The organism is Enterobacter sp. SORGH_AS_0287 (assembly GCF_031453695.1).
GTDB classification, from domain to species: domain Bacteria; phylum Pseudomonadota; class Gammaproteobacteria; order Enterobacterales; family Enterobacteriaceae; genus Enterobacter; species Enterobacter ludwigii.
Genome location: NZ_JAVIZW010000001.1, coordinates 1,348,326 through 1,364,517, shown reverse-complemented (window position 1 = coordinate 1,364,517; position 16,192 = coordinate 1,348,326). Strand labels below are relative to the sequence as shown.

Here is a 16,192-nt window from a genome sequence, read left to right as displayed (position 1 = left end):
GTCAGGGGCCTGTGCATGTTTACGCTGGCCTGATGCGTTGCGCGAAATCAGAACCGGTATTGCAGACCGGCGGTAACGGTATAGTTTTTGTTGGAAATGCCCGCCGCATCACCGCCAATTGACCCGGATTCGCCCGTGTTAGTATCAATAATCTGCGTGCCGCCTTTGCCCTCTTTGTAACGGCTATACGTGAACTCGGCAAAGACTTTGGCGTGTGGCGTGACGTAATATCCTGCATCCACTGACGCACCATAATAGCGAGAGTCTGAGGTTTTCTCGCGGAAGGTCAGGTCGCGCATATAGTGCTCGTCGTTATCATGAGCGCGCACCCAGTCACTGAATTTAAACAGGCCATTAAATTCGAAATTATTAATACGATACTGCCCCACAAGCCCAATATAAGGCATTGAGAAGCGCTGGCTATAACCAATGCCGCGTTCACCCGCCGGGAAATTCCCCGTGTTGGTACCGTTATCATAATTATAAGAGCCACCGGTCGCCGTCCAGCTAAAACGGGATTCCTGATAACCGGCAGTCACGCCCGCTTTATAGCTTTCGCCCTGCAATATCCAGCCTTTTACATTGAGATCGTATTCATTGGCATAATTGACGTTAGTTGCCGGATGCGTCGAATGATCTGTCCAGCTGGATTGTCTTTCGTTCATCCAGTCATAGTCATCCATATGACCCGAGCCGGATGCCAGCGAGGTCCAGCCGCGTGCGTTCAGGGTCAGGAAAGGGTACGCATCCCAGGAAATGTCGCCTTTCAGGATGGCGACGTTTTTAATTTTCCAGTCCAGCTGGCTGATTTTTCTGCCTGTGACGTCGTCATACACCATTTCATGGGATTTCCCGCTGAGCATCCCGCCCGAGGCTGAAACGGTGACGCTGTCAGGTGAGAAATTCGGCGTAAATTGCGTTTCCCCTGCGTATACTGTGCCTGAAAAGGCGGCCATCATCGTCAGTAAAAGCGTATTTCTTGTCATTTTTATGTCCCTAATTAAAATTTAATAAATACCTTGCAATTAAATTTTAAAAGCCACACAAATAACAATCAACTGCCAGTTTTAGTCATTATTCGCCTTTGCGTTGTGTATTCCTTTCACAAAAAACGTCCCTCACCGAGATAATATTGCCGTCCCGCCTCCGACAATTAGCGTGAATATCTTTAGCAGGATATTAATCAAAGTACGGTTTTAAAATGACTTCCGTCCAGTGCATAAAAGCTCTGACACGCTGCGATAAATTGCGCCGATGGGCGACCACGAAAGCGGCATTAAGCGGTTCAGGAGGCAAATGGGGAAGCACTTCAACCAGCGCGCCGCGCTGGATATGGGGCGCCAGCGCGGAATACCCGCCCTGAATTAAGCCCAGACCCGCCAGCCCGGCCTCATGATAGGCTGGTACGCTGTTGACGCGCGCGGCGCCGGGTAACATGACGGACCGGTAGCCATCACCGTCCGGGTATTGCCAGCCATCAGGCCTGGCACCAAAATTTCGCATGTAATGCACCATTCGGTGTCCCTGACGAAGCAGGTCGTCAATCGTCTCGGGCACCCCGACGCGCTCCAGATAGCGTGGGCTGGCGGCGTTAATCATCCGTAACTGACCCAGCGGTCGGGCAATGAGGGTCTCATCAACAATGGGCCCAAAACGAATCACGCAGTCAAAGCCTTCCTGAACCAGATCGACTCGCCGGTCTGTGCTTGAAAGTTCTATTTCAAGTTCAGGATGCGCGTCCAGCAGTTGTGGCAGGGCGGGAATCACTACGCTTTGGGCCAACACTGCTGGCATATCGACGCGTAAACGTCCCCGCAGTGACATGCCGCCAGGCGCGAACATGGACTGCAGATCTTCAGCATCTGATAACAAATCCCGGGCGCGGGAATAAAAAGCCCGACCGTCTTCGGTCAGCTGTACCGCGCGGGTAGTCCGGTGCAACAGCGTCGTCCCGAGGTCATGCTCAAGCTCACGTACGACCGTTGAAACGCGGCCTTTCTTAATGCCCAGGCTCTCCGCCGCCTGAGTAAAGCTCTGCATTTCTGCGACGCGCGCAAAAATAGTCAGTGCATGCAGGTTTTTCATTGTTCACCTTCCGGGTAACAGTGCGTTATTTTTTGGGTGATTTATTCCCTTATTGATGACTAATAGAGTGTCTTCATACCGCGTAACGCTGTCAAACAGGTTGATGCGTTTTACACCACCGGCAACAGTCCTCAGGAAGGATAAAGAAGATGAATAAAGGTTATTTAATCGCCCACGTGACCGTCACAGATCCTGCTGCCTATGCAGAATATGCGAACGCTGCCGGGGAAGCGCTGCAGGGGTTCAACCCCCGGGTCATCGTCTGGTCAGGGGAATATGAAAATCTCGAAGGGGAGGCGCATGAACGCCATGTCGTTTTAGAGTTTGATTCGTATGCTGAGGCCAAACGTTTTTATAACAGTCCCGGGTACGTGGCCGCCAGAAAGCTGCGCGCGGGGGCGGCAACCGGGACATTTGTTGTGGTTGAAGGGGCTTAATCCTGCGCCAGCGGCAGGAAGGCGTCAGCAAATATGTCCGGCTCATACCCGGCTGAGGTAAAGAGATGATGACGTGATTCATCAATGGCCTCGCGAAGGCGGGTGATGTCTACCCCCAGCACGTTGCCGTCTTGCTTCACGATTCGTCCGGCAATCATGACGGTATGGATGTTGCTGCGCTCTGCCGCATGGACCACCGTGCCAAATGCATTGCCGGACGGATAGAGGTTGAGATCGCCGGCGTTAATAAGCACCAGGTCGGCCTGTTTACCCGGCGTCAGGCTGCCGATGCTCTCCTGTAACCCTGCACAGGCCGCACCATCAACGGTGGCTGCTTTCAGGAGCTGTTGGGTATGAAGCGTATTTACGGTGTGCGCTGAACCACAGCAGTGCTGCTGATGCATGCCCATGACGCGCTGGAGGTAAAAAGCCACGCGCATTTCCATAAACATGTCGCCGCTGTACGACGTTTCATTGTCAACGCTGAGGCCGGGGCTGATGCCGTGGCGCAGCGCGGACTGAAGGGCAAACATGCCGTCTTCAATCCCATAGTGCGCATCGGAACGGGGGCAGACGTTCACGCGTACGCCCGCGTCCCGCAGAATTTTCCATCCGTCGTCCGGCAGTGCGGTGCAGTGATTAAAAATATTGTCCGGTCCCAGAAGCCCCTGCTGATGCAGCGCCTCAAGCTGCGACGCCATTTCACCCCCAAAGAATTCGGTCACGATTGGCAACCCCAGCCTGCGGGCCTCCAGCCATCTCTCCGGTTCCAGCTGGGCCATGACCGCCAGCGAAACAAGACTTTCAGGGTTATTCTGGAAATACTTTTCTTGCAGGCGCTGCCAGTTACCGGGCCAGTGCGCGCGATCCCATTCTCCGGACACCGGTGCACCGGAAGCGTGTACGGCGCGGATCCCCGCATCCAGCAGGGCCTCAACGGCCGCGTCCGAATGCGCAGCGGTGCGGCTGTTATGGGAATTATCAATCACCGTGGTGATACCGGCATCAATACACCCCAGGGCGGTGAGCAGGTTGCCGATATAAATATCGGCAGGGCGATAATACCTGGCGAATGAGAAGTGCGTGGCGTTGCAGTAATCTTCAAGCGTTTTGGCGTCGGGGTTAATGCGGCGCAGTTGTCCCTCCCAGGCATGGCGATGGGTATCCACCAGGCCCGGCATGGCAATCATATGTGTGGCATTTATTATGCGGGCGCCTTCTGCTGCCAGATTTTCACCAATGGCGACGATCTTTGCGCCTTCGATAAGGATATCGCCGCGTTCAAAATTACCCACCCTGTCATCCATGCTGAGCAGGGTTGCGCCCTTAATCAACGTGGCGGGTGGAGTTATGCTTTGATTGTTAATCATATTTCTCAGGTAATCGCTCATCTTCTTGTCCTTTGTCTCTTCATGAGTGAGAAATTACGCCACCCGATTACGGCGAAAAAGATGCTTAACGTGTTTTCATTATTCATAATTTACGAAGAATAATGTGAGCGACGGTCGGGGGAGAAAAAATGGATCGTATTCAGGCAATGCAGATCTTCATGCGGGTAGCGCAGGCCGGAAGCTTTGTCCGCGCAGCCGAAACGCTTTCTCTGCCTTCGTCAACGGTCACCAGCAGCATAAAAAATCTGGAGAATTACCTCCAGGTGCGCCTGCTTAACAGAACGACAAGGCGGGTGAGCCTCACCGCTGAAGGTGTGCAGTATCTGGCGCAATGCCAGGAAATACTGGCGTTAATCGAGCATGCGGAAACGAGCCTGACGGCGTCAGTCCGGCGCCCGCAGGGACGCTTGCGGGTGGATATGCCGGGCGGGATCGCGGATTTCATCGTGATGCCTCACCTGAAAGATTTTTACCGGCTTTATCCGGATATCTACCTGATGTTGGGCGTCAACGATCGGCAGGTTGATCTGGTGCAGGAGGGGGTGGACTGTGTGATCCGAACGGGGGATCTGAATAGTTCGACTCTTGTTGCCCGTCCTCTGGGCCGGTTTCGCTGGGTGACCTGTGCCTCACCGGACTATCTCAGGAAGTTTGGTACTCCCCGCTCGCCAGACGACTTATCACAGCATCGGGCGATACACTATTTTTCCGATCAGACCCGACGGGCGGATGCGTTACGCTTTGTCCGCGGGACTGAGACCGTCTCCATCCCTGTCCGCGGCGAAGCGGCCGTAAATGCCACCGGGCTTTATATCAACATGTGCCTTGAAGGTTTCGGGCTGGCGCAGCTGGCTGAGAGCATTGTCTCAGCGCATCTGCGGGAGGGAAGGCTGGTTGAGGTTCTGGCTGACTGGCAACCGCCTTCGGTGCCCGTCACGTTGCTTTATCCCCATCAGCGTTTTCTCTCTCCCGCAGTGCGTGCCTTTGCAGACTGGATTGCCGGGCTTATCCCGGACGCCAGCCCGGCACCGTTAGGCGGCGGGCTGGCGTCCGAAACCAGATCGCATACATCGCTGGCAGGAAGACGAGGGTAATAATGGTTCCCCCTAGCGTTCCGCCAATCAGCGTGTAGGCCAGCGTTCCCCAGAACACGGAGTGCGTCAGGGGAATGAACGCCAGCACGGCGGCCATGGCCGTCAGTAAGACCGGCCTCGCGCGCTGTACGGTCGCCTCAACCACGGCGTGGAACGGATCGAGACCGTCCTTCTGGTTGTGATCGATTTGACCAATGAGAATCAGCGTGTTTCGCATCAGGATCCCCGAAAGCGCGATCAGGCCGACGAGGGCATTGATGCCAAACGGCTGATTGAAAAGCAGCAGCGTAGGAACCACACCAATAAGCCCCAGCGGTGCGGTCAGGAATACCATGACCATGGCCGAGAGTGAACGCACCTGCAGAATGATTATCAGCAGCGTCAGGGCAATCATGATGGGGAACAGCGGGGCCATGGCCTGGGTGGCTTTGCCGGATTCCTCAATCGATCCCGCCATTTCGATGCGATAGCCAGGTGGAAGCGAATCAACAATGGGTTGCAGCTGTTTCATGATGGCGGTTGACACATCCGGGGGCTGAAGGTTTTCGGCAATGTCTCCCCGCACGGTAATCGTGGGCGTACGATCGCGGCGGCGCAACAGCGGATCTTCCATTCGGATCTCAATCTCCCCGATTTGTGACAGCGGAACGCGTTGTCCGGCGTTACCCACCAGGGTAAAGCCCTCTATCTTCGCCGGATCAAGACGGATATCACCCGCGGCGCGGCCCGTAACCTGTACCGAGCGAATATCTTCCCGCACGGAGGTGATGGGAACGCCCGACAGCAGGAACTGAAGCTGCTGGGCAACGGCGTTCGACGTTAAGCCGGTAGCCTGCAGGCGGTTCTGATCGAGGGTGAAATGCAGGGTCGGTACGCGTGAACCCCAGTCGGTATTGACGGTTCTCATCATCGGACTGGCCTGCAGCACACCTTTAACGTTCTCTGCAATGTCACGCAGTTTATCGACATCCGGACCCATTACACGCCAGGCGACCGGGAAGGGAGAATAAGGCCCGAACACCAGCTGCGTGACCCGCACGCGAGCCTCCGGAGCCAGCCCGCGGGCGACCGCTTCGCGAAGGCGGAACTTAAGCGCTTCGCGTGACTTCTCGCTGTCCGTCATGACGACAACCTTCGCGAAAGAGGGATCGGGCAACTCAGGGGCCATCGCCAGATAAAAACGCGGCGAACCCTGGCCAATGTAGGCGGTGACGATGCTGGCTTCAGGCTGTTTGCGCAGCCACGCTTCGATTTTCGCGGTGGCGGCGCTGGTTTGCTCAATCGATGTGCCATACGGCATCTGCACTTCCACCAGCACCTCGGGGCGGTCGGACGTCGGGAAAAACTGTTTCTTAACCAGCCCCATCCCCAGTACTGCGAGGGTGAAGATGGCCACGACGGACGCGGCGACGATCCATTTTCGGGCGATCACGCGGCTCAGGGTATGACGAAAACGGTTATAGCGCGGGGTGTCATAGATGGCGGCATGACCGCCTTCGACTTTTGCGATGTCCGGCAGGATTTTGACGCCCAGATAAGGGGTGAACACCACCGCCACAAACCACGAAGCTATCAGGGCGAGGCCGACTACCCAGAACATATTACTGGTGTACTCCCCGGCGGTTGACTGCGCAAAACCATTCGGCATAAACCCGATGGCTGTCACCAGGGTTCCGGCCAGCATTGGCGCGGCGGTATGGCTCCAGGCGTAGGCGGAGGCTTTAATTCTGTCGTAGCCTTCCTCCATTTTTACCACCATCATTTCGATGGCGATAATGGCATCATCAACCAGTAAGCCGAGGGCAAGAATAAGGGAGCCCAGGGTAACGCGGTCGAAGTTTATACCGGAGGCTTCCATCACGACAAAAACGACCGCCAGCGTCAGCGGCACTGCCGCCGCGACAACGATGCCCACGCGCCACCCCATACTGACAAAACACACCACCATCACCACCAGCAGGGCGACGAAGAACTTGATCATAAACTCATCGACCGACGAGCGGATATTCACCGACTGATCGGTGACTTTCGTCAGGGTCATCCCCAGAGGCATATTGGCATTGATGTTTGCCGTTTCAGCATCCAGCGCTTTACCCAGCGCCAGGCCGTTCCAGCCTTCACGCATCACAATACCGAGCAGCAGGGTGGGTTCTTGCTGGTTACGGATCTGCAGGGTCGGTGGATCTTCATACCCCCGTTCAACCGTTGCCACGTCGGACAGCCGGAGCGTTTTGCCCTGTGCGATCAGGGGCGTATCGCGGATCTTCTGCAATTTATCGAAAGCGCCGTCGAGGCGGATAAAGATTTGCGCCCCGCGCGTTTCAATCGAGCCCGCCGCGGTTAATGCGTTCTGGCTGTTGAGCGTGGTGAAAATATCCTGCGGCGAGAGTCCCAGTGTCGCCAGACGGTCATGCGAGAAGGAGATGTAAATCCGCTCGGCCTGTTCCCCGATGATGTTCACTTTCTTTACGCCCGGAACGTGCAAAAGCTGCTGGCGCAGGGCTTCGGCGTCACGCACTAACAGACGCTGTGGTTCGCCTTTCGCTTTCAGTGCAAAAAGGGCAAAGGTGACATCGGAAAACTCGTCATTGATCATCGGCCCCATGACGCCCGCCGGAAGGTTTTTGGCTTCATCCCCCAGTTTCTTTCGCGCCTGGTAAAACTCTTCCTGAACCTGAGAAGGCGGGGTTTTGTCCTGCAATGACAACGTGATAAACGCCATACCGGGGCGGGTATACGTTTCCGTACGGTCATACCATTTGAGCTCCTGCAGACGTTTTTCCAGCGGCTCGGCGACCTGATCCTGAATTTCCTGTGCGGTTGCCCCGGGCCAGACGGTGATAACCGTCATTTGCTTAACCGTGAAGGGCGGATCTTCCGCGCGGCCAAGGCCAAAAAACGAGAAAATACCGGCAAGGGTAACCAGAATAATCAAGAACAGCGTGACCGAGCGCTCGCGTACCGCAAGCGCTGACAGGTTGAAACGACCTCCACTCATGGTGTCATCCCCGCCTGAGTGGCATCGCGCTGTTCCGCCAGTCGGACCGCTTCGCCTTCGTGCAGAAGATGGACACCTAACGCAACAATCTTCTCTCCGGGCTGTACGCCGCCGGTCACTCTGGCGATATCATCCCCTACGCTAAGCACCCTGACAGGCTGCCAGACGACTTTTGTCGGCTGAGCGGAAATACGCCAGACGCCAGGCCCTTTCCCCGCATCGTAGAGAGACGCCAGAGGAACCTGCATCACCCGGCTGTCGCCTTTGCCGTGTTCGATGCTCAGCGTCACGGTTGCCCCCAGCGGCGCGTTCGCCAGCGCGCCATCCAGCACGTATCGGGCCTCAAAGGTACGGGTGGTCGCATCGGCTGAATCAGACAGCAGGCGCAGCTTCGCGCTAACGGGCTGTTTTTCGTTACCGTAGAGCGTTGCCAGGGCTGTACTTCCTACGGCAGGGCGCAGGGTTTCCGGCAACTGGACCAGCGCCTCGCGCTGCCCCGCGCGGGCCAGACGGACCACCGCCTGCCCGGCGCTGACCACCTGTCCAGGCTCGGCAAGCGTCTCCATCACCACGCCGTCTGAATCGGCAAGTAGCACGGCATAACCGGTGGCGTTTTGCGCCACGCCTGCCTGTGCCCGGGCAGCGCTGAGCTCCGCTCTGGCGCTGTCGGCTGCGGCTTTAATCTGGTCGTATTCCGACGCCGACACTGCACCGGATGCCACAAGGCCGCGATAACGCGCCTCATCGCTGGACGCTTTACGCGCGCGCGCCTGGGCAGCATCCACCGCTCGCTGCTGGGCCTGCGCCTGTAATTTCAGATCAACAGGATCCAGACGCATTAAAGGCTGGCCCTGCTTAACGGTCTGACCCGTATCGACAAGACGTTCGAGAATTTTGCCCTGCACCCTGAAGCCTAAATCACTTTGCGTTCTTGCCACCACCACGCCGGTAAAGGCGCGTGACGTCTTGTTCGCAGGGATCACGGACGCAGACCTGACAAGCGGTGGCTGCGTGCGCGGATCGTCACTGGCGTGGTTATCGCCGCATGCCACCAGGGCAAACGGCAGGAGGCATACGGCAAGGCGGGCTGAATGAAGCCTGAGCATGGGAACCCTTATTACATTAACAGGACGGTATCCGCATTCTCATTCTAGTGACCAATAAAGTCAATGGTCACTAATCAGGGGGCCAGGCTTCGCAAAATCAGAGAGGAGAGGACAACCGCCGCGGTCGGGGCGGCTTCGAGGTTGTACTGCAGCTGAACAGGGTTAATGAAAGGGCACATCACCATATAGATCGCCAGTGTAGCTTCGTCCAGAGGGGTTTTTCTCTCGAACTCACCGGCTTTTCTGCCCTCGACAACAATGCTCTCAATCAGTTTCAGCAGACGTTCGGAATACCTTTCGGTTGAAGGCCACTTGTCCCGCGCGGCAACGGCGGCGATGTCGTAAAGTTTACGCTCATGGAAAAACAGTTCACTTCCCGCCTCGGTGAGCGCCCTGAACAGACGACGCAGCTTTTCGCTTGCGGATGGCGCATCAGCGATGGCTGCATTGACCGCCGCCATGATCATATCAAGACGGTTCGCGCAGATGACCTCGCCGATTGCCTGCTTGGAATCAAAAAATTTATAGATATAGGCTTTTGAAAAACCGATGGCTTTGGCAAGTTCAGCGACGGTGGTTTTTTCATAGCCGTAATGGCCGAAGTGCTCATACGCAGCTTCGACGATTTGCTCTCGGACCGTGTGATCGAGTGGACCACGTGTGGATGGGGTGTTCATGTCTTTAGTCATTATTTCAGCTTAGCGTGACAGGCTCCGATTGACAACGTGTGACCATTTGGTAATTAGGTCACATGGTTGAGTGGGCAGATGGCACATGCACAGTCGTCTGTGGAACCCGAGGGATAATACTCGTTAGCCCTGAGCCGTTAAGACTGCATCATCAACCAGGTCGGCTAAGTGTATCACTGTTTTTCGCGGGATATTGTCAGTCTTTGCGAGAGGTTGCGCGCGTTTCAGTGCAATTGCGCGGCACTGAAACGTCACGCTTTGACCTGAACGGGATTATGCGTCTGAACGCGCACCCTGACCGGCGGGCTTAGGTCGTAATACTTTTTCAGCAATGATCGCCAGACGTCGGCGGGTGACAAACCGGTGTAACTGGCCCAGCAGCCAGTTACCGCAGCCGGGGATCAGCGTGTTGCGTTGCGTATCCACGGCCCGTAACGCCAGCGCGACCACGTTCTGCGCTGGCATTCTTTTGCCCACTGACGCTTCCTCGGCGTTCACCACCTCAAAAAAGGCGGTATCCGTTGCGCCGGGGCAAAGCGCCAGCACGCGGATGCCGTGAGCGCGGTATTCTCCCCACAGCGCGTTCGAAAAGGAGAGTAAAAATGCCTTTGTTGCCCCATAAATTGCCATATACGGATCCGGTTGCATGGCAGCGGTCGAGGCCACGTTAATCATCACGCCTGAACCTTTACGCAGCATCGCGGGCAGCAGGGCGTGCGCGAGTGCCACGGGGGCGACGCAGTTGACGTTGATCTCTTCACGCTGGCGCGCCAGAGATAGTTTTTCAAATCGCCCGTAGGTGGCAAACCCCGCGCTATTAATCAAAATATCGGGATAAAGCCGTAACGCTTCCAGCCGTTCCACAATGTGGGTAATGGCCTCAGGCAGCGTTAAGTCCTGCACGATAACGGTGAGTGATACGCCGTGCGTTTTGTGTAGCTCAGCCGCAAGCGCCTGCAGCGTTGCCTCGGAGCGGGCAACCAGGATCAACCCCACGCCACGGGCCGCGAGCTGGCGGGCGAACTCCCGTCCGATGCCCGAGGATGCACCGGTAACCAGTGCTGTTTTTCCTGTATAATCAAAAGAATTCATAACATAAATCCCGTTTTCCCTGTCTGTGCGGCACAGGATAAACCGTGTACTCAGGTACACGGTCAAGCGTGATTTTTACAAGGTGAGAACGACGCGATGAGGATCGGCGAGCTGTGTGCCAGAACGGGGTTATCGAAAGAGACGGTGCGTTATTATGAAAGGGCGGGCTTGCTGGAAAAAATTCCGCAGCCAAACGGCAGTAATAACTACAAAGTCTACTCGGCTGTGGATTTACAACGGCTGAAGCTGATCGGGCATGCCAAAATGCTGGGGTTTACCCTTGCTGAAATCGCCGATGTTCTGGCGGTCTGGGTTGATGACCGCTTTACCGCGGAGGAAAAACAGGCCGCTTTGCGGCGCAAACTGGCGCAACTGGCGGAGAAAGAAGCGGCGCTGAATGAACTTCGGACCCGCTTGACCGATGCCCTTCATAAAGTCGGTCAGCCGTGTGTTGATGTATTTTAACCGGCCGACGGGGGCCGTTTAACGCAACCGGTGGCTTCACGACGTCATCAGCTCACCGCGTTCAGTCTTTTTAAGCCAGTCGATAAAAAACTGGCTAAATGCGGTGACCTGAAGCGGCTGGAGTTTCCGTTGCGGGTAGACAAACTGTAGCCCGACATCTTTGCGATCAAACCGGCTAAAGCCGGTGAAGCTCCCGGCAAGCAACACTTTCAGCCTTCCTTTCTCGACATCGTCCTTCACGTCCCACCACGATTTGCCCGCAATGCCAGCCCCGTCGAGGGCCCACTGACGAAGCAGCGCTCCGTCATCACAGACCATGGCAGGCTCTACGCGAACGACGCGCTCTTTCCCCTCAACCTCAAACCGCCATTCATTCATCACCACCCCTTGCGACTCCAGCGCCAGACAGCGGTGGTCCGTCAGCGCGTCACAGGAGGCAGGGATACCCTGGTCGCTAAGATACGCTGCTGACGCGACCAGCACCCGGTGATTGGGACGGATATTTCTGACCACCAGGCTGCTGTCCGGCAGGTTGCCGAAGCGAATGCTCATATCCAGCCGGTTAGCGACCAGATCCTCTACGTGTTCTCTTAAGTAAATGAAAAATTTGATTTCCGGATGCAGGCGGGAAAATGCCATGACGGCGGGGCTGAGATACTGCCTGCCAAAGTCAGAGGGGGCGGAAAGACGAATGTTGCCGCTGAGCACGCCCTCTTTTTGTGCCAGTAACGACTCGGCATGATGCATCTCTTCCAGCACGCGCAGTGCCGCATGGTAAAACTCTTCGCCCGCCCGGGTGAGGGAGATAGCCCGCGTGGAACGGTGAAACAGGCGCGTCTGGTAGCGTTCTTCAATCGCTTTGAGGCGGGCGGTCATGGTGGCCGGGGAAAGTGACAGGCGGCGGCCAGCGGCGGAAAGCCCGCCAGCCTCGGCCACTTCAACCAGCAGCGCCATATCTTCGAGTTTACCCATTATTCATATTTTCCGAAAAGTGCATCTGATTTTAGTGTAATTATCAAAATCAGATGCCGCCTGTAAAGTGATTTCATCGTAACCACAAGGGACGTCCAGATGAACCAGACCTCACTTTTTGAACGCTACAGGTTAGGGGATCTCAACCTGAAAAATCGCATCGTCATGGCACCAATGACCCGTGCCCGCGCTCTTCAGCCGGGAAATATTCCCTCGACGCTGATGGCTGAATATTACCGACAGCGGGCCAGCGCGGGCTTAATCATCACCGAAGCCACGCAGATTTCGCCTCAGGGCCAGGGCTATTCATGGACTCCGGGGATCCATTCGCCAGAGCAGGTTGCGGGGTGGCAACTCACGACCGGCGCGGTCCACCAGGCGGGAGGGGTGATTTTTTCCCAGCTCTGGCACGTGGGGCGGATGTCTCATGCCCGTTTTCACGAAGACGGACTGCCCGTCGCGCCCTCCGCGCTGGCACCCGATGCGAAAGTATGGGTGGTGAATGAACATGGCGAAGGTCAAATGGTTGACTGCCCGACGCCACGCGTGCTGTCGCGAAAAGAGATCGCGCGCGTCGTCGAACAGTACCGACAGGCGGCGCTCAATGCCGTTCAGGCCGGGTTTGATGGCGTGGAGGTGCACGGCGGAAACGGCTATCTGATTGATCAGTTCCTGAGAACCACGTCAAACATCCGCACGGATGAGTATGGCGGCAGTCTCGTGAACCGGATCCGCTTCGCGCAGGAGGTGCTCGATGCTATTGCGCAGGCCATTGGCGCTGAGCGCACCGGTATCCGGCTTTCGCCGTTTATTACACAGCGGGGAATGAACGATCCGCAGGTGATCGAAGCCATTCTCGCCCTCGCGGCCTGGTGCCAGCAACGAGGCATTGCGTTTATTCACCTGGCGGAAGCCGACTGGGATGATGCGCCACAGGTTCCGGAAAGTTTCCGCAAAAAACTGCGCGAAACATTCCGTGGCACCCTGATCGTGGCGGGAAATTATACCCCTGAAAAGGCGGAAAAAATCCTCGCAGCAGGGTATGCCGATTTGATTGCGTTTGGACGCCCGTTTATTGCCAACCCCGATTTACCACAGCGGCTGGCGCATCACTGGCCGCTGAATGACATCAGCGATCCCGCCACGCTCTTTGGTGGTACAGCGGTGGGGTATACCGATTACCCCACCTACAACCTGTGTGAGGAAAAATGATGACCCGTAAAACGTTAATTATTGGCGGCGCGTCCGGTATTGGTTTTGCTGTAGCCCGTGCCCTGGCAGCACGCGGCGACGACATTATTCTCGCGGGACGCAATAAAGAGAAACTGAACGCTGCCCGCGCGCGGCTCAGTTCATCTCCCGCCTCTGTTGAGACCCTCGTCCTCGATATTAGCAATGAAGCAGAGGTGATCGCGTTAAGCGAAACGCTGGGTCAGGTCGACAATATTATTGTCACGGCCGGCTCTCAGGCACCGGGAGGGGCGCTTTCCAGCCTCGACCCTGGCGCGGCGAAACTGGCTTTTGATACCAAATTTTGGGGCAGCATGCATGTCGCCAGGTATCTGAGCGGGAATATTTCGCCCCGCGGTACGCTGACGCTGACCAGCGGATTTGTCGCGCGCCGCGTGGTAGCCGGTGCCATAGTCAAAACCACCATGAACGCCGCCATCGAGGCGGCAACAAAAGTGCTGGCAAAAGAACTTTCACCGCGTCGCGTAAACGTCATCAGCCCGGGTCTGACCGATACCGAAGCCCACGCCGGGATGGATGCGGCTGCGCGGGAAAAAATGCTGACTGTTGCAGCACAAACGTTGCCCGCTAAAGCGTGGGGACGAGCGGAAGACGTTGCTCAGGGCTATCTCTTTGCCATCGATAATGCCTTTGTTACGGGCTCGGTGATTGATATTGAGGGCGGGGCATTACTTAACTGACCCCGCGTTGATCCGAATTGATTCCGGCAGTGAACATGCTGGCGGAAAACGTAATCACAGGTTGTAAGCGTTTATGCAATATTCAACATATGCACGTCCAGCTGTGCTGGCGTTAATTCTGGCTGGCGTATCCGGCGTGGCTTATTCGGCCCAGAGCGACCGGGTGAAACCGAATCTTCTTATTGTGGATAACACGCTGTCGCAAACGCAATTAACGGCGAGCGAACATGCGGCCGTTACATATGCCACGTTCTGGGATACCGGGAAAGAGTCTCTGGCGCGGGAAGCGCTGGCGGTTAATTTTGTGGATAAAACCCCACCGGAAGGCCGTAAACAGGGGCCAGAGGGCGCCATTATGGCCTCGAGGGCATTTCGCACCGCGGTGCCGGATTTACGCTGCGAGGTGGAACAAATGATCGTTACGGGTAATCGTGTCGTGTCCCATTTGCATTTCCACGGCCATTTCAGCGGGACATTTGGCAAAATAAAAGGGCAGGGTCAGAACGTTGATTTTATCGCGACGGATATCTATGAGATCGGCAACGGTAAAATAGTTTCCAACTGGCATATTGAAGATAACCTGACGCTGATGAAACAGTTGGGTGTGATTTAAATAATAGTCTGCCTCTTTTCATGGTGTAAAAGATAAGCCCGCCCGGGTAACCGAAAGGTTACCCGGAGCGTATGACCCCCCGTAATGGCGAAGCATGATCCTGACGAAACCTACAGCCCCAGGTCGCTCAGTGAAGGGTGGTCATCAGGACGTCTGCCCAGCGGCCAGTGAAACAGGCGCTCAGACGCTTTTATCGGCATATCGTTGATGCAGGCGAAGCGGCGCTTCATCAGACCATCCGGCTCGAATTCCCAGTTTTCATTACCGTAAGAGCGATACCAGTTGCCAGAATCATCATGCCATTCATAGGCATAGCGCACGGCGATACGGTTTTCCGTAAATGCCCACAGCTCTTTGATCAGACGATAATCCAGCTCTTTTTTCCATTTGCGCTCCAGGAATGCCTGTGCTTCCTGACGGTTAGTGGCATACTCCGCGCGGTTTCGCCACTGGGTATCCAGCGAATAGGCAAGTGCGATTTTGGCCGGGTCGCGACTGTTCCAGCCATCTTCTGCCAGTCTGACTTTTTCGATGGCACTTTCACGCGTAAAAGGCGGTAAAGGGGGGCGTGTGTTCATTTCGGCTACCTCTGGTTGGTATTAGGTAGACAGGTCTGTCTACTGGTGTTAATCTAGGCCTGAAAAATAACGCTGTCAACCTGTCAATTGAGGCCGTCGATCTGTGAATACAGTCAACTTGAATAACGATAAAACAATCAGTGTGAGGGAAAAAATCTTGCTTACCGCGCACGATCTGTTTTATTCCAGCGGATTTAAAGCAACGGGCGTGGATACCATTATCAAGCAGGCTAAAGTCACTAAAGTGACGTTTTATCGCCATTTTCCTGGGAAAAGTTTACTGATTGTTGCCTATCTCCACTATCGACACGAAATATGGATTGACTGGTTTGAAAGCACGCTGCGTCGACATCTTGCTGCGGGCAAAACCCCGGCCAGTGCATTATCTGACACGCTGTATGAATGGTTTATTTCGCCGTTATTCCATGGGTGCGCCTTTATTAATGCCAGCGCAGAAGCAAAATCTGAAGAAAATGAAGGCGAAATAAAAGATATTTGCCGCAATCATAAAACCGAAACAAAGGCAAAAATAGCGTCCCTGACCGGCATAACCGATGAGAAAACCGTTAATGAAATCATGATGCTGATCGACGGCGCGATTATTCATGCGCAAATGGGGATCGCAGCGGATGAGGTCATAAGCTCATTGAAAAAGGGAGTAGAACGGCTGACAGAACACGCCGCCTGACCCGGGGCACGATCGGCCGTCGACGAAATACGCTTAGCATGGAAGGGCTGGCG

16 protein-coding genes are annotated in these 16,192 nt (G+C 55.6%); 7 read left to right on the top strand and 9 right to left on the bottom strand.

All coding sequences use genetic code 11. The features are described 5' to 3' along the window. Nucleotides 1-47: 47 nt before the first annotated feature. Entirely contained in the window at nucleotides 48-986 is a 939-nt protein-coding gene (locus QE396_RS06425; protein WP_020884236.1) for an omptin family outer membrane protease, read from the bottom strand. A 193-nt stretch (nucleotides 987-1,179) separates the two neighbouring features. Beyond that, nucleotides 1,180-2,085 (bottom strand): LysR family transcriptional regulator, encoded by a 906-nt coding sequence (locus QE396_RS06420; protein ID WP_014169938.1) that lies wholly within the window; start codon nucleotides 2,083-2,085, stop codon nucleotides 1,180-1,182. Between the two features lie 149 nt (nucleotides 2,086-2,234). On the opposite strand from QE396_RS06420, the gene QE396_RS06415 reads away from it, so the two are divergent. After that, a complete protein-coding gene (locus QE396_RS06415) occupies nucleotides 2,235-2,522 on the top strand; it encodes a DUF1330 domain-containing protein (protein WP_014169939.1) in 288 nt (95 codons plus the stop codon). Here the strand turns inward: QE396_RS06415 and QE396_RS06410 are convergent. After that, the gene (locus QE396_RS06410) at nucleotides 2,519-3,913 is read right to left on the bottom strand and encodes an amidohydrolase family protein (RefSeq protein WP_020884235.1); all 1,395 of its coding nucleotides are present in this window, start codon (nucleotides 3,911-3,913) and stop codon (nucleotides 2,519-2,521) included. The two genes, QE396_RS06415 and QE396_RS06410, sit on opposite strands and share 4 nt — an antisense overlap. Nucleotides 3,914-4,041: 128 nt before the next feature. Between QE396_RS06410 and QE396_RS06405 the strand changes: the two genes are divergently transcribed. Beyond that, complete coding sequence (locus QE396_RS06405) at nucleotides 4,042-5,007, top strand: LysR family transcriptional regulator (protein WP_309950417.1); 966 nt, start codon at nucleotides 4,042-4,044, stop codon at nucleotides 5,005-5,007. Here QE396_RS06405 and QE396_RS06400 read toward each other — a convergent pair. The 4 genes from QE396_RS06400 to QE396_RS06385 all read right to left on the bottom strand — a co-directional run bounded on the left by QE396_RS06400 (nucleotide 4,919) and on the right by QE396_RS06385 (nucleotide 10,892). After that, nucleotides 4,919-8,005, bottom strand: coding sequence for an efflux RND transporter permease subunit (locus tag QE396_RS06400; protein WP_020884233.1), 3,087 nt, complete (start codon nucleotides 8,003-8,005; stop codon nucleotides 4,919-4,921). The two genes, QE396_RS06405 and QE396_RS06400, sit on opposite strands and share 89 nt — an antisense overlap. Continuing rightward, nucleotides 8,002-9,111, bottom strand: a complete 1,110-nt coding sequence (locus tag QE396_RS06395; RefSeq protein ID WP_020884232.1) for an efflux RND transporter periplasmic adaptor subunit — start codon at nucleotides 9,109-9,111, stop codon at nucleotides 8,002-8,004. Before QE396_RS06395 ends, QE396_RS06400 begins: the two co-directional genes overlap by 4 nt. A gap of 74 nt (nucleotides 9,112-9,185) precedes the next feature. Beyond that, nucleotides 9,186-9,800, bottom strand: coding sequence for a TetR/AcrR family transcriptional regulator (locus QE396_RS06390; RefSeq protein ID WP_014169944.1), 615 nt, complete (start codon nucleotides 9,798-9,800; stop codon nucleotides 9,186-9,188). Nucleotides 9,801-10,073: 273 nt separating this feature from the next. Beyond that, nucleotides 10,074-10,892, bottom strand: coding sequence for an SDR family oxidoreductase (locus QE396_RS06385; protein WP_020884231.1), 819 nt, complete (start codon nucleotides 10,890-10,892; stop codon nucleotides 10,074-10,076). A gap of 96 nt (nucleotides 10,893-10,988) precedes the next feature. Here QE396_RS06385 and QE396_RS06380 point away from each other — a divergent pair, with 96 nt between their 5' ends. After that, nucleotides 10,989-11,357 (top strand): MerR family transcriptional regulator, encoded by a 369-nt coding sequence (locus tag QE396_RS06380; RefSeq protein ID WP_020884230.1) that lies wholly within the window; start codon nucleotides 10,989-10,991, stop codon nucleotides 11,355-11,357. A 36-nt stretch (nucleotides 11,358-11,393) separates the two neighbouring features. On the opposite strand, the gene QE396_RS06375 is transcribed toward QE396_RS06380, so the two are convergent. Continuing rightward, complete coding sequence (locus QE396_RS06375) at nucleotides 11,394-12,329, bottom strand: LysR family transcriptional regulator (protein WP_020884229.1); 936 nt, start codon at nucleotides 12,327-12,329, stop codon at nucleotides 11,394-11,396. Nucleotides 12,330-12,428: 99 nt separating this feature from the next. Here QE396_RS06375 and QE396_RS06370 point away from each other — a divergent pair, with 99 nt between their 5' ends. The 3 genes from QE396_RS06370 to QE396_RS06360 all read left to right on the top strand — a co-directional run bounded on the left by QE396_RS06370 (nucleotide 12,429) and on the right by QE396_RS06360 (nucleotide 14,873). Continuing rightward, entirely contained in the window at nucleotides 12,429-13,541 is a 1,113-nt protein-coding gene (locus tag QE396_RS06370) for an alkene reductase (RefSeq protein WP_020884228.1), read from the top strand. Beyond that, nucleotides 13,538-14,260, top strand: a complete 723-nt coding sequence (locus QE396_RS06365) for an SDR family oxidoreductase (RefSeq protein WP_174377644.1) — start codon at nucleotides 13,538-13,540, stop codon at nucleotides 14,258-14,260. The genes QE396_RS06370 and QE396_RS06365 overlap by 4 nt, the downstream gene beginning before the upstream one ends. A 73-nt stretch (nucleotides 14,261-14,333) precedes the next feature. Then, complete coding sequence (locus QE396_RS06360) at nucleotides 14,334-14,873, top strand: ester cyclase (protein ID WP_014169950.1); 540 nt, start codon at nucleotides 14,334-14,336, stop codon at nucleotides 14,871-14,873. 110 nt (nucleotides 14,874-14,983) lie between these two features. On the opposite strand, the gene QE396_RS06355 is transcribed toward QE396_RS06360, so the two are convergent. After that, nucleotides 14,984-15,451, bottom strand: coding sequence for a DUF1348 family protein (locus QE396_RS06355; RefSeq protein ID WP_020884226.1), 468 nt, complete (start codon nucleotides 15,449-15,451; stop codon nucleotides 14,984-14,986). A gap of 103 nt (nucleotides 15,452-15,554) precedes the next feature. On the opposite strand from QE396_RS06355, the gene QE396_RS06350 reads away from it, so the two are divergent. After that, nucleotides 15,555-16,139 carry a TetR/AcrR family transcriptional regulator gene (locus QE396_RS06350; RefSeq protein WP_020884225.1) on the top strand — a complete coding sequence of 195 codons (585 nt, stop codon included), beginning with the start codon at nucleotides 15,555-15,557 and terminating at the stop codon, nucleotides 16,137-16,139. Nucleotides 16,140-16,192: the final 53 nt, after the last annotated feature.

Excerpts from the sequence above, each read along its gene's own strand:
- QE396_RS06365 (WP_174377644.1), top strand. The coding sequence starts at position 13,538 with ATGATGACCCGTAAAACGTTAATTATTGGCGGCGCGTCCGGTATTGGT.
- QE396_RS06385 (WP_020884231.1), bottom strand. The coding sequence starts at position 10,892 with ATGAATTCTTTTGATTATACAGGAAAAACAGCACTGGTTACCGGTGCA.
- QE396_RS06355 (WP_020884226.1), bottom strand. The coding sequence starts at position 15,451 with ATGAACACACGCCCCCCTTTACCGCCTTTTACGCGTGAAAGTGCCATC.
- QE396_RS06380 (WP_020884230.1), top strand. The coding sequence starts at position 10,989 with ATGAGGATCGGCGAGCTGTGTGCCAGAACGGGGTTATCGAAAGAGACG.
- QE396_RS06410 (WP_020884235.1), bottom strand. The coding sequence starts at position 3,913 with ATGAGCGATTACCTGAGAAATATGATTAACAATCAAAGCATAACTCCA.
- QE396_RS06405 (WP_309950417.1), top strand. The coding sequence starts at position 4,042 with ATGGATCGTATTCAGGCAATGCAGATCTTCATGCGGGTAGCGCAGGCC.
- QE396_RS06375 (WP_020884229.1), bottom strand. The coding sequence starts at position 12,329 with ATGGGTAAACTCGAAGATATGGCGCTGCTGGTTGAAGTGGCCGAGGCT.
- QE396_RS06395 (WP_020884232.1), bottom strand. The coding sequence starts at position 9,111 with ATGCTCAGGCTTCATTCAGCCCGCCTTGCCGTATGCCTCCTGCCGTTT.
- QE396_RS06425 (WP_020884236.1), bottom strand. The coding sequence starts at position 986 with ATGACAAGAAATACGCTTTTACTGACGATGATGGCCGCCTTTTCAGGC.
- QE396_RS06390 (WP_014169944.1), bottom strand. The coding sequence starts at position 9,800 with ATGACTAAAGACATGAACACCCCATCCACACGTGGTCCACTCGATCAC.
- QE396_RS06415 (WP_014169939.1), top strand. The coding sequence starts at position 2,235 with ATGAATAAAGGTTATTTAATCGCCCACGTGACCGTCACAGATCCTGCT.
- QE396_RS06360 (WP_014169950.1), top strand. The coding sequence starts at position 14,334 with ATGCAATATTCAACATATGCACGTCCAGCTGTGCTGGCGTTAATTCTG.
- QE396_RS06370 (WP_020884228.1), top strand. The coding sequence starts at position 12,429 with ATGAACCAGACCTCACTTTTTGAACGCTACAGGTTAGGGGATCTCAAC.
- QE396_RS06420 (WP_014169938.1), bottom strand. The coding sequence starts at position 2,085 with ATGAAAAACCTGCATGCACTGACTATTTTTGCGCGCGTCGCAGAAATG.
- QE396_RS06400 (WP_020884233.1), bottom strand. The coding sequence starts at position 8,005 with ATGAGTGGAGGTCGTTTCAACCTGTCAGCGCTTGCGGTACGCGAGCGC.